This window comes from Rufibacter glacialis (assembly GCF_008271745.1).
In the GTDB taxonomy this organism is placed as follows: Bacteria; Bacteroidota; Bacteroidia; order Cytophagales; family Hymenobacteraceae; genus Nibribacter; species Nibribacter glacialis.
In genome coordinates this window covers 469,054-482,906 of sequence record NZ_VKKZ01000010.1, presented here as the reverse complement: position 1 = coordinate 482,906, position 13,853 = coordinate 469,054, and the positions used below count along the sequence as shown (strand labels likewise).

The 13,853-nt window shown below is 49.5% G+C and carries 5 protein-coding genes and 1 pseudogene; 4 read left to right on the top strand and 2 right to left on the bottom strand.

Annotated features, from left to right (window positions below):
• Nucleotides 1-111: 111 nt before the first annotated feature.
• A complete protein-coding gene (locus tag FOE74_RS02885; RefSeq protein ID WP_149097085.1) occupies nt 112-1,584 on the top strand; it encodes a sodium:solute symporter in 1,473 nt (490 codons plus the stop codon).
• Nucleotides 1,585-1,769: 185 nt separating this feature from the next.
• Nucleotides 1,770-3,590: an ABC transporter ATP-binding protein gene (locus tag FOE74_RS02880; RefSeq protein ID WP_149097084.1), complete on the top strand. Its 1,821-nt coding sequence runs from the start codon at nt 1,770-1,772 to the stop codon at nt 3,588-3,590.
• A gap of 285 nt (nt 3,591-3,875) precedes the next feature.
• Here the strand turns inward: FOE74_RS02880 and FOE74_RS02875 are convergent, their stop codons facing one another.
• Nucleotides 3,876-5,321, bottom strand: a complete 1,446-nt coding sequence (locus FOE74_RS02875; RefSeq protein WP_149097083.1) for a SusD/RagB family nutrient-binding outer membrane lipoprotein — start codon at nt 5,319-5,321, stop codon at nt 3,876-3,878.
• Nucleotides 5,322-5,330: 9 nt separating this feature from the next.
• A complete protein-coding gene (locus tag FOE74_RS02870) occupies nt 5,331-8,543 on the bottom strand; it encodes a SusC/RagA family TonB-linked outer membrane protein (protein WP_149097082.1) in 3,213 nt (1,070 codons plus the stop codon).
• 533 nt (nt 8,544-9,076) lie between these two features.
• Between FOE74_RS02870 and FOE74_RS02865 the strand changes: the two genes are divergently transcribed.
• Both FOE74_RS02865 and FOE74_RS02860 read left to right on the top strand, forming a co-directional pair.
• On the top strand, nt 9,077-12,361 hold the full coding sequence (locus FOE74_RS02865; protein ID WP_149097081.1) for an amidohydrolase family protein: 3,285 nt from the start codon (nt 9,077-9,079) through the stop codon (nt 12,359-12,361).
• A 911-nt stretch (nt 12,362-13,272) separates the two neighbouring features.
• Nucleotides 13,273-13,818 (top strand): annotated as a pseudogene (locus tag FOE74_RS02860) (GNAT family N-acetyltransferase); the annotation flags it as partial.
• Between the last annotated feature and the right edge of the window lie 35 nt (nt 13,819-13,853).

Genomic DNA, 13,853 nt, shown 5'->3' with positions numbered 1-13,853 from the left:
GCTGTTTCCGGGCCTTTTTACAGAAATTAGCCCCCCAACATAGGTGCCGGGATTCTCCGTCTTTCGCCTTACTTTTGCACGCGTTTTAAACTAACAGGCGCTGCGCACACCATGTCTCCTCTTTTTACCCTGGGTATCATTGTCTCTTATTTTTGCCTGCTGCTGCTGGTTTCGTTCATGACCAGCAAGAAGGGCGAATCTACGGCGGGCTTTTTTCTGGCGAACCGGGCCTCTCCCTGGTACATTGTGGCCTTCGGTATGATTGGCACCACGCTCTCGGGCATCACCTTCGTGTCTATTCCGGGCATGGTGGAAAAGACGGGCTTTACCTACCTGCAGATGGTGCTGGGCTATGTGTTGGGATATGTGGTGATTGCCCTGGTGTTGCTGCCCCTGTATTACCGGCTGCGGCTGGTTTCCATTTACACCTACCTGGAGCAGCGGTTGGGGTTTTGGTCTTATAAAACCGGAAGCGCCTTTTTCCTGCTTTCCCGCACCTTGAGCGCGGCCCTGCGGCTGTATCTGGTGGCGGGCGTGCTGCAACTGGCCGTATTTAGTCCGTTGGGTATTCCGTTTGCCGGCACGGTGGGCATCACCATTGCCTTTATCTGGGTCTACACCTTCAGGGGCGGCATGAAAACCATCATCTGGACCGATACCCTCCAGACCCTGGCTATGTTGCTGTGCCTGGGCATCAGCATTTGGGTGGTGGCCGAAGAGTTGGATCTCTCCCTCCTTGCTCTTCCCCAAATCCTTGGTGACAGTTCCTATGCCCACATCTGGGTCACAGACCCCAAGGCTCCCAACTTCTTTTTGAAGCAATTGATGGCGGGCATGTTCATCACCATTGCCATGACTGGTCTGGACCAGGACATGATGCAGAAAAACCTGAGCTGCCGCAACCTGTCCGAGGCCCAGAAGAACATGTTCTGGTTCACAGTTATTCTGGTGGCGGTGAACGTCCTTTTCCTCTGCCTGGGTGCCCTGCTCTATCTTTACGCGGCTGAAACCGGTATTTTGTTGCCTACCAAGGGAGATGATGTCTTCCCGGAACTGGCTCTGCAGCATTTCCCGGCGGTGGCGGGCGTGGCCTTCATCCTAGGCATAACAGCCATCACGTATGCCTCCGCTGACTCGGCGCTCACGTCCCTTACCACCGCCTTCTGCGTGGACTTCCTCAATTTCCAGCATCGGCCAGAGGCCCAGCGGCTGCGCTACAAGAACTGGGTGCACCTGGGGTTTTCAGGTTTGTTGATGGCGGTGATCCTGTTGTTCAGGGTCTACAACGACGAAAGCATCATTGCCACCCTCTTCACCCTGGTGGGTTATACCTATGGGCCTTTGTTGGGCATGTACAGCTTTGGGCTGCTCACGGGCCGCTCGGTGCAGGACAAGGTGGTGCCCCTCTTAGGAGTGCTTTCCCCCGTGCTGACGTATGTGGTAAGCACCAACTCTGTGGAATGGTTCTGGGGCTATCAGTTTGGGTTTGAGGTGCTGCTTTTGAACGGCCTGCTCATGTTTCTGGGCCTGTGGCTGGTGTCTTCCCGTAAACCTTCAACTGTTCCGGGTGTTTCTCCTATATAAATAAAGGTAAGTCAACGGTAATGCCTACCTTTGCGGGTTGCTATTCCTGAGCTAGGAAATTCACTTTTGTTTTGGGCCTGTTTTACCAGAAAACCAGCTAAAACAGCAGAATTTCCCCGTTCAGCGGATGCTAGCACATGCTGTCTACCGGCAGCATGGCTTTTACCAAATACAGTATAGAATACATGGCGAAACGAGGACTAGGGCCTGGCACGGCACCCGGACTTGACACGGAAAGCAAACCCAGGCTCAGCAAAGAGAACCTGCGGCGTGGCCTCCAGATATTTAGGTTTCTTCTTCCCTACAAAGGTAAGTTTTACATAGGCCTGGTATTCCTGCTGTTCTCCAGCCTTACCTTCATGGCGTTTCCGGCGGTAACAGGTTTATTATTAGACGCTGCCGTTGGTAAACAGACCCTTTTCACCCAAGACATTGACCTCCTGGCACTTTTGCTGTTCGCGGTGATCGCCCTGCAGGGTATCTTCTCCTTCTTCAGGGTGTACTTTTTTGCCCAGGTGAGTGAGAACGCCATTGCCGACATCAGGCAGACGCTCTACACCCAGTTCATGGGCCTGCCCCTCACCTTCTATGAGCAGCGCCGGGTGGGCGAGATCACCAGCCGTATCACCTCAGACGTGAGCTACATCCAGGATGGGTTCTCCATCACCCTCGCGGAGCTTTTCCGGCAGATCACGACCTTGTTGGTAGGCATTGGCTTTATCATGTTCATCTCCGTGAAACTGTCGCTGTTCATGCTGGCTACCTTTCCGGTATTGGTCATTTTAGCCATGATTTTCGGAAAGAAGCTCAAAAAGCTCTCTAAGAAAACCCAGGATGAACTGGCCGTAACCAACGTGATTGTGGAAGAAACGCTGCAAGCCATTCAGGTAGTCAAGGCCTTCACCAATGAGTTGTTTGAGATCAACCGCTATAAGCAGGCCTTGGGCAAGTCGGTGAAGACGGCTATTTCCACCTCCTTTTACCGCGGAGCCTTCATTTCCTTTATCATCATTGGGCTTTTTGGCGGGATCATCTTGGTGATCTGGTACGGGGCTACTCTGGTACAACGCGGCGAGTTAAGCTTTGGCCAACTGGCTTCCTTTATTTTATATACCACCTTCATTGGCGCCTCCGTGGCTGGTTTAGGTGACCTGTACGCCAAAATCCAGGTGTCTATTGGTGCCTCTGAGCGGATTCTGGAAATCCTGGACCAACCCGTGGAGCAGGCAGCCTTGGGTCAGCCCACCGCTACGCCGGCCCGGTTCAACGGGAACGTACGGTATGACCACGTGGGCTTCTCCTACCCTACCCGCCCTGATTTGCAGGTGCTCCAGAACATCCATTTTGAGATACGGGCCGGAGAGAAGATCGCCTTGGTGGGTTCCAGCGGGGCCGGGAAATCTACCATTGCCCAACTGCTCATGAAGTTCTACAAAGTAGAGCAGGGCACCATCTACGTAGATGGCCAGAACATCAGCCAACTTCCGCTACACGACCTGCGCAGCAACCTGGGCATTGTCCCCCAGGAAGTGTTGCTGTTTGGTGGCACCATTCGGGAGAACATCGCCTACGGCAAGCCCAACGCCACCGACGAGGAGGTCCTGGTAGCGGCCCAGAAAGCAAATGCCCTCCAGTTTATCCAGTCTTTCCCGGAGGCCTTTGACACTGTGGTGGGAGAACGCGGCATTAAACTCTCCGGTGGCCAACGTCAGCGCATTGCCATTGCCCGCGCTATCCTGAAAGACCCGGCCATCCTCATCTTAGATGAAGCCACTAGTTCTTTGGACTCTGAGTCTGAGATGCTGGTGCAGGAAGCCATGGATGAGCTCATGAAGAACCGCACCACCATCATCATCGCACACCGGCTAGCGACTATCAGAAAGGTAGACAAGATCCTGGTGATTGACAGGGGGCAGATTGTAGAGCAAGGTTCGCACGAGGCCTTGGCCCATAACCCAGAAGGCATCTACGCCAACCTGTTGCGTTTGCAGTTTGATGTGCAGTAGAAGGTATATAAATCTTTTTGAAAGATGCTTTGAAGGTGAGTCCTAAATCCAATCATTTTATTCCTTCTGATAATTTTCTTACACAGGAACAAAAGCTTGGTTTAAACTAAGCTTTGTTGTCTAGTGCCCACTGGAGGAGCCATAAACAGAATACAAGTCTGCTATTCGTTTACACGCCTTGTTAAGTCCGTTTCAATTCAATCTCCCTTTGACAAAAAAAGCTCTGGCAGTTGTTTGCCAGAGCTTTTCAATATGATACGGGCTTCTACGAGCCAGTGTCTCTACTTAGAATTTATCCCAGAACAACTTAGCAGTCACGGTATTTCCACCAATGGCAGCAGAAGCAGCCTTTACGTTTTCTCCGTTAGAGTTGAATTCTGTAGTAGGATAGGTCAAACGTAAGGGAATCTCACTAATTGCCAAGCTTGGCTTCACCAAATTTGGAGCGTCTAATCTCCTCCATTCTTTCCAGGCTTCAACAGGATTGTTATAAAGGGCGATCCATTTCTGAGTACCAATCTTTTGTTTATAGTTTCCCGTTGCGGTCAGGTAGTTAACAGTTGGCTGGGCAATATATGCCAATGCTTCTGCTTCTGTGCCTCCCCACTCTAAAATAGAGGCGGTGATACCAGCATGATAATGGGCAGCAGCGGTTCCACCCACGGCAAATCCTCTTTCTACCGCTTCAGCTAATAAGAACTCTACTTCTGAATAAGAAAGCAGCATACCGGGATTGGTAGGGTCTTCCAACATAGAGCCAGGGGCCGAATTTGCAGAGTAGGAGTTTGGTGCTCCCGCTGTTCCCCCTTTGAAGAATGTCGGATTTGTATCATCGTCATCTTCTACTTCTTTAAAGTACTCGTCAATTCTTGGATCTTTCAGAGTATTCAGTCTTTCAATTAATGTATTGGCTCCCACATAGTCAGCTCTACCACTCAACACTAAGTCTGAATGCACTGGGTTATTGTTAGGTGTGGTAGCCAAGTACACAATTTTAGCAGACTGCGCATTTGACGTGAAGACGTTGCGGGCCGCTGCTTCAACCATGGTTTTGGCTTTGGCTGGCTCAACATCAACTAAAGTCATTCCTAGTCTAAGCTTCAGGGAGTTTGCAAATCTAATCCAGTTCCCCACATTACCACCGTAGATCAAATCACCAGATCCTAAGCCAGATGCAGTAGCATCAAACATCCCGATTGCTTTGTCTAAACGGGTGGTTAAATCCGCATAGATAGCTGCATCATCGTCATATTTTGGAAGTATGACATTGATATCTAAGGCTTGAGAATAAGGTATATCGCCAAAGGTGTTTACTAACACAGACCATGCATACACCTCTAAGACCTCAATAGAAGCCAGCTGATTTGCTTTGATTTTTGGATCTAAGAAAGCATCTGCCGTAATGGTACCTTTTGCTTCTTTCAGATCACGTAATACATCGCGGTAAAGTGGCTCCCAAAAGTTTCTGTTGACTTGTCTGGTGTCAATTACAAATTGACTTTCATCTGGGTACGTGGTGGCCGCCCAATGCTGCACATAAAACCTGAAAGGGTTATTATTTACATTGGAGCTGGTGATAATATTTGACAAACTACGCTCAGCGCTGGAAACCAGGGTTACACCAGGGGCAACGTTTGTAGCTTTTGTATTTATATTATAGTCATCTAGGCTGTCTACACATGAAGATGCGAAGAGCAAAGCCGGGAGGCAGAAATAAAGTATCCTTTTCATTTTTCTTAATTAAAATTTGAATCGAAGATTAACCCCAATGTTACGTGTGGAAGGGTAACTTCCTGAGATGTACCCTTGACCTAAGTTCCCAGAGCTTAAGCCATCTTCTGGGTCAGCGTAAGGAAGGTTTTTATGGATAATCCAAAGATTTCTCCCCACCAAGGAAACATCAATTCCTTGGAATGGCTTCAATTTGGCCATCAAACCAGCAGGTAGTGCATAGCTCAGAGAAACCTCTCTTAATTTCACGTAACTGGCATCATAAATATGATATTCCTGCGGCATGTAATATCCAAATAGGCCTTCCCCATTCTCTACCCGGGTTGTGTTGGGCGTACCGTCTTCATTTACACCTGGCAAGATTACTCCACCACCTTCAGAGACTGGCGAACGGGAAGGATTCCCTAAATCATTGAGTTGGGTGGTTTCTTCATACAAACCAGTACCATAGCCATAGAAGTTATCCAAGGAGAAAACATCTCCGCCCTGACGAATGTCTACCAAGAAATACATAGATACGCCTTTGTAGTTCAAGGTATTGGAGATACCACCTCTCCAATTAGCGTTCGGGTTTCCAATTTCTCTGTTTCCAGATAACATATAATACCCGTCTTCATCTACTACTCTTTGGCCATCTTTGAAAACAAATCCTGCGCCGCGAAGCGTACCAAACGGACGACCCACGGTAGCATTAGAGGACATTCCACCTTGATAGGTAGCTAAAGAGATATTATCTACGCCATCATAAAGTGAAACAACTTCGTTTCTGTTGCGGCTCCAGTTAGCATTCAGAGTCCAGGAGAAATCATCTGTTTTAACCGGAGTCACAAAAGCAGAAACCTCAACCCCTTTGTTTTGTACTTCACCGGAGTTCACGAAAATAGCGTTGTTACCTGTGGCTGTAGAAACGTTGATTGGTAAAATTTGGTCAATTGTGTTGGTTTTGTAGAATGTTGCATCAAAACCAACTCTGCCTTGTAAGAACGCCATCTCCAGACCTGCTTCAATACTCTTAGTTCTCTCCGGTCTCAGGTTTTGGTTGTTCTTGGTGCCCGTTACTGAAAACAATGGAATAGAACCCCAGGAAGTAGGCTTGTCATACACGTCATAGATAGACAAGGGTGGAGCATCATTACCAACTTCAGCATAGTTCAAACGAACTTTACCGTAGCTCATCCAAGGAAGGGTTTCCTTTAGATTTTCTGAAAACACGTAACCAACCGCTACTGAAGGATAGTAAAACACATTATTTCCTTCCATCAAAGTTGTAGTCACGTCTCTTCTAATGGTAGCATCTAAGAAAAGGGTTTCTCTGTAGCCAACTGTTGCACTTGCAAAAATACCATCTACCCCAAATCTTAACTCACTTTCTGTAGGAGCAATGATTGGGCTGATAGAGTTTGTCAAGGCATAGAATCTTGGCACGGCTAAGCCCCCGTTGGTCTGAGCAAAAATAGAGCTTTCGTAGTTTCTGCGCATGTTCGCACCCACCAAACCAGATAAGCTTACATCTCCATCGGCTACCATGTGGTTGAAGTTGGCAATCAGGTCATAGTTGAACTCCCTTGAAGTTCTGTTATACCTGGAGTAGAAAGGAACACCAGTACTACCAACGGCATTTCTTTCTTCCTGCATCTCATCATAAGAATCCAATGTGATTCTACCCATCAAGTTAAACCAGTTGGTAAACTTGTAAGTAGCCATCACATTACCGAAGTATCTGTAACGCTCATCATTTTCATAGTTCTCGTACCGAATCCAGTAAGGGTTATCAGAATAGATGGGTCTTAAATCAGTAGCACTACGGGTATTCCAGGTGATGTTCTGTCTGTTGCGGAAATAAGCATCTTTCTGCTCTTTCAGGTCAACGTTGGTTTGCCACCACTGTCTGAAAGCTTGCATTGGGTTGAAAGAATCATACCCTGTTCCGTAACGTCCCAGTCCGTTCACTTTCGTAAAGTTCACAGATGCACTTGTGGTCAACTTCGGGGTTACGCTATAAGAAGCCGCGAAATTGATCATGTTTTTGGTTAAGTTACTGTTAGGCAAGATGCCTTTGTCCTCGTTCCGGGTGAAGCCTAATTTGAAACTACCATTTTCATTTCCACCGTCTACAATGATACTGTTGTTCACAGAAACGGCTTTCTCAAAAAAGTAATTAGGATCATTCTCAGCGCCTACCCAAGGAGTAGCCTGACGATAAAGAGGGGATGTAGGGTCAAGGGAGTTCCACTGGTATACCATCAGTTTTGGATCAAAGGGCGCACCGTAAGAGGCATCTTCCGTGAAAGGAACCACCAAATCAGGAACTCCATCGCCGTTCATATCCCGTTCGTTGAAGTAAGAATCCTCATCTGGCCCATAAAAGGCACCATACCCTGCACCATACTGCTTCTGGTATTTTGGAGTAGTGCTTCTATCTACAAAACCCATGGTCACTCCATTGTTCATAGTAACACCAAGACCTCTTCTACCTTTTTTGGTAGTGATCATGATAACTCCGTTTGCCGCCCGTGAGCCATAAAGGGCCGTTGCAGCAGCACCTTTCAACACACTCATTGATTCAATGTCATCTGGGTTAATGTCAGCGGCGGCATTTCCGTAGTCATACCCACCACGGCCTGTTTTCTGGTCAGAGCTGTTGGTATTGGCATTACTAATAGGAACACCATCCACCACAAACAAAGCTTGGTTGTTACCAGTGATAGATTTTGTACCCCGCATCACTACGTTGGTGGAACCACCCATGGTGTTATTCTGCGTGATGTTCAAACCGGCCACTTTACCAGACAGAGAATTTACTGCGTTGGGGTTACGTGCTATAGTGATAGCCTCCCCTTCCACCTGCTGCGCAGCATAAGGAAGGGAGTTTTTCGTTCTTTCAGCACCCAAAGCAGTTACTACTACTTCTTTCAATTGCTCAGCATCCGTAGATAACCGGGCATTCACCGTTGATTGTGTTCCAATGGCTATCTCCTGGTTTGTAAAGCCAATGAAAGTAAAAACTAACGTCCCGCCACTAGCAGGCACATTGATAGAATAACCTCCATTCACATCCGTGGGGACAGCGGTCGTGGTTCCTTTGAGCTGAACGGTCACTCCTGGCATTCCTTCGCCAGAGCTCGCATCAGTCACTCTTCCTGTGATAGTTCTTGTCTGCGCCGTGGCTTCTTGCAATACCACGGAGAACAGAACAAGAACTAGAAGTAAGATTTTCTTCATGTTAGGTTGTAGTTAGTTTGAAAATAGTTTGCTCCTTAATATTAACATTATCTTAACATAGAACAAAGACTTTCTCATATGCCTTTTTAAACAAACCCCATTTTTATTAGCAATTTTTACTTTAAATAAGTAACTTGCTCAGTTTTTACTAAAGCTAATTTTACTTTAGCTTCTTTTATAACCACTTCAAAATGAAAGCCTGTGAGGATATAAAATACTAAGGGTGAAAAGAGTACAATGTAACCCTTTATATGAAAACACCTTTTCACCCTTCTCCCTATTGCTCTTTAGTTGACTCAGAGCACCTAGATTTTGCCATTAAACTTTTATTTACATTTATCTTATAATTTCTTCAAAAGAAACCTCCTGCCGGATTTCAATTTCTTATATCCCCTCTTTTCAGGCTGGTCTGAAGAACAAAAAGCCTAGCTACCCTTGTATTTCCTGAAGCAGCTAGGAAGTAGGCTTTGCTATTTTTCCAGAACCACTCCGTTTTTTCTGCCTATTTTTGGAAAACACATCAAAAACAAGCAATGCGTAAACCCTTTCTTCTCTTCCTCTCTGCTGCATGTGGTTTCTCAGCCCTGGCGCAGGCCCCGGAAGACAAAAAGAAATGGTCGGTGACCGAGAGCCACGGACCTGCCAAACAAATCAACCTCTCTCTTTCTGAAGGCACCTGGATGAACCTGGACGTGAGCCCAGACGGCAAGGAGATCGTCTTCGACCTGCTAGGTGACATCTACAAACTGCCCATCACGGGTGGACAGGCCACGTTACTGGCGGGCGGACCAGCCTATGAGGTACAGCCCCGCTTCAGCCCCAACGGCAAGCAGATTTCCTTTACTTCAGACAAAGAAGGGGGCGACAACATCTGGGTCATGGATGCGAACGGGGCCAACCCAAAAGCCATCACGAAGGAGAACTTTCGCTTGCTGAACAATGCTGTTTGGACTCCGGATGGGCAGTACCTCATCGCCCGCAAGCACTTCACGGAGAAGCGTTCTTTGGGGGCGGGTGAGATCTGGCAGTACCATTTCAGCGGCGGTACCGGCATGCAGTTGACCAAACGTAAGAACGAGCAGCAGGACGTGGGCGAACCGTTTGTGTCGCCAGACGGCAAGTACGTGTACTTCGCAGAGGACATGAGCGGCGGAACCACTTTTGAGTACAACAAAGACCCCAACGGGCAGATTTACATCATCCGGCGGGTGAACCGTCAGACCGGCGAGATAGAGAACGTGGTAGGCGGCAACGGTAGTGCCATGCGCCCCACGCTTTCCCCAGACGGTAAAACGCTGGCCTTCGTGCGCCGGGTACGCACCAAAACTGTGCTGTATGTGCACAACCTGGCTACCGGTGAGGAGCGCCCTGTGTACGATCAACTGAGCAAAGACCAGCAGGAAGCCTGGGCCATCTTTGGCGTATATCCCAACTTTGACTTCACCCCAGACGGGAAGAACATCATTGTGTGGGCCAAGGGCAAATTCTGGAACGTAGACGTAGCCAAAGCCAACGCCCAAGAGATTCCGTTTACTGCCTCCGCCCAGCATTCCATTGCGGAGGCCGTGCGGCACATAGCCAAGCCTGAGGAAGTGGCGCCCAAGCAGTTTTCCTCCAAGATGATCCGCAACGCGGTGACCTCACCCGATGGGAAAACGCTGGTATTCAACGCGGCGGGATTCCTGTGGAAAAAGCAACTGCCCAACGGCAAACCAGAGCGCCTCACCAACGGCACCGACTTTGAGTTCTACCCGGTCTTCAGCCCGAACGGCAAAGAGATTGTGTACAGCACCTGGGATGATGACAAGCATGGCGCGCTGCACGTTTTAGCCCTCAATTCTAAAAAACCGCGCAAAATCACCCAGGAGAAAGGCTTCTTCACCAACCCGGCTTTCTCGCCAGACGGCAAGCAGATCGTGTTCCAGAAAGACCGCGGCAACGACCACCAGGGCCACACCTTCGCCAAAGACCCCGGCATCTACGTGATTCCGACGAAAGGCGGAGCTGCTACCTTGGTGCAGAAGCAAGGCGTTTCGCCAAGCTTCAACAGAGATGGCTCCCGCATTTTCTTCATGGCCGGTGAAGGCGATGGCGTAGCGTTCAGAAGCGCAGACTTGAACGGCAAAGACGTGCAGACGCACTTTACCTCTAAATACGCGAACCAATTTGTGCCCAGCCCCGACAACCAATGGATCGCCTGGACCGAGTTGTTTAACGTGTACATCGCGCCGTTCCCGGCTGCCGGTAGAGGGTTGGAGTTAGGTGCTGATACCAAAGCAGTACCCGTGGCCCGCGTCACCCGTGATGCCGGCACCAGTGTGCATTGGTCCGCTGACAGCAAGAAACTTCATTGGATGCTGGGCGAAGAATACTTCACCAATGACCTCAAGAACCGCTTCAAGTTTGTGGAAGGCGCCGTAGCGAACATTCCACCCATTGACACCACGGGGATCAAGGTTGGCCTGCAGCTGAACACTGATATTCCACAAGGCAAAGTCGCCTTCACCAACGCCCGCATTATTACCATGAAAGGCAACGAGGTGATTGAGAACGGAACCCTGGTGGTAGACGGCAACCGCATTGTAGCGGTTGGCCCAACGGGCTCGGTACAAGTCCCTGCGGGCGCCAAAGTAATCGATGCGCAAGGCAAAACCATTATGCCGGGCCTGATAGACGTGCATGCCCACCTGGGCACCTTCCGCCTGGGCATGAGCCCGAAAAAGCAGTGGTCGTACCTGGCCAATCTGGCCTACGGCGTCACCACCACCCATGACCCCTCATCGTCTACTGAAATGGTGTATAGCCAAAGCGAGATGGTGAAGGCCGGCCACATGGTGGGTCCGCGTATTTACTCCACCGGCACCATCCTGTACGGCGCCGATGGCAACTTCAAAGCACCTATCAACGGTCTGGAAGATGCCCGCTCGCACCTGCGCCGTTTGAAAGCCGTAGGAGCCTTCTCCGTGAAAAGCTACAACCAACCGCGCCGCGACCAGCGTCAGCAGATCATCCAGGCCGCGCGGGAACTGGGCATGTCGGTGGTGCCCGAGGGTGGCTCTACCTTCTTTCACAACATGACCATGATCCTGGACGGCCACACCGGTATCGAGCATAATATTCCTATCGCGCCGGTGTACAATGACGTACTGCAACTGTGGGCAGCCAGCAAAACCGGCTACACCCCTACCCTTATCGTGAACTACGGCGGCAATTCCGGGGAGTATTATTGGTACCAGAAAACCAATGTCTGGGCGAAAGACCGTCTCCTACGCTTCACCCCAAGAGCGGTGATTGACGGCCGTTCGCGCCGCGTGACCTTGGTGCCCGATGAAGAATACGACCACGGCTACATTGCTACTTCACGGACCCTGAAAGCGCTCACCGACAAAGGCGTGAAGGTGAACCTGGGGGCCCACGGACAGTTGCAAGGATTAGGGGCCCACTGGGAGCTCTGGATGCTACAGCAAGGGGGGATGACCAACCACGAGGCCCTTCGCGCGGCCACGCTCAACGGAGCGCACTATCTGGGCATGGACCAAGAGGTGGGCTCTCTGGAGCAAGGCAAACTGGCCGACCTGATTGTACTGGACAAAAATCCGCTGGAGAACATCCAGCACTCAGAGAGTGTGCGCTACACCATGGTGAACGGCCGCTTGTATGATGCCGAAACCCTCACCGAGGTAGGCAACTACAACAAACCCATGGGCAAGTTCTACTGGGACAACAACACCAGCACCTTTGACTGGCACGACGACCTGAACACCCGCTTCTACGGCATTGCCGGCGAAGCCTGCGGTTGCCACGGCCATACTCACTAAACCTATTTGAGTTTTATTTTTACAAAAAGAGCCGGAAAACATTTTTCCGGCTCTTTTATTTAAATGGCTCACTAAATTTCGCTGGCGCGAGCGTGCCGCTCTTGTCCGCACGCATGGCTGATAAATTTCGTCATCTCTCTTTCTGACCTCCTGAAAGGACCTTATGAGCAAAAGGTAACAGCGTTTCTTCCATGTCTTTCTAGTTCGCCCACAAGATCCTTCCCGGATGACAAAAGAGGGAAAAGTATTTATCAGCCATGCGTGCAGACGCTATCTGCCCGTTCGCGTCAATTATTCCATCCTATTTTTACCAAAAGGCCTTGATACTCCTTTAGACAAAAGGAGCGGTCTCGTCCCTACGCTATCAGTTAAACAGCCACCCAAATGCGTTTACACTGCCTTTTCTTTGAATCCACTTAAAACAGCTAACTAACTTATTCAATTTCAGCACCCAGACAGAAAGAAGCTCCCTTTTTCAGCAACGGGCCTAATTCTTAGATCAATTAATAGTAAAAAATGAACCTATTCGTTGGTATTTTCATTTTTTATGTGAAACATTTGCGGAGAGGCTCCAGGTGGATGCTTCCTTACGTTTGAATCCTTCTAAGTCCATGAATAAAAAGTCGTTTTTATCGGTTGTCGTTGCAACGGTAAAACGCTCCGTTTTAAGGAGTGCGCTTTTTTCTGTTCTTCCCAGAACAGTTTTTTGTGAACCTATTTACCTTACACGGTCCAGGCGCTAGGCCACCGGCGTAGGTTGTAATCTACAACTAAACCGGATGCATCACTGTATACCACCTTTCAGGTTGGTAGCGGTACCCCTTTTTTTCTTTTTTACTTCTTTTTCAAACCGTATAGCAATGCGTATGTACGCTTCGGCTGTAGAGTTGCAGCCCATTGCACCCGTTTCCATGGAAACTCCTCAAAACGACTTCACGGTGGTGGTGGCCTCAGAAGAGCACACGCCCTTCGCCCAGCAGATTTGCGACGAGATGGAGGCCTCGGCCAAGGCCCGCGGCACCGGTATCGCCAAACGCTCCCCCGACTACGTGGCCAAGAAGATGGTGGAAGGAAAAGCCGTCATCGCCTTCAAGAGCGACGGCACCTGGGCCGGCTTCTGCTACATTGAAACCTGGGGACACGGCGAGTACGTGGCTAACTCCGGTTTGATTGTTTCCCCTACCCTTCGCAAAAGCGGGCTGGCCAAACGCATCAAGGAGAAAATCTTCGAACTTTCCCGCACCAAATACCCGCACGCCAAAATCTTTGGTTTGACCACGGCGCTGGCGGTCATGAAAATCAACTCAGACCTGGGCTACCGCCCGGTGACCTATTCAGAGCTCACCAAAGACGAGGAGTTCTGGAAAGGCTGCCGCAGCTGCGTAAACTTCGAGATTCTGACCATGAAAGAGCGCAGCAACTGCCTCTGCACGGCCATGCTCTTTGTTCCGCCCAAGGCGGAAGAATGAATGATTGAATGATTGAGAGAATA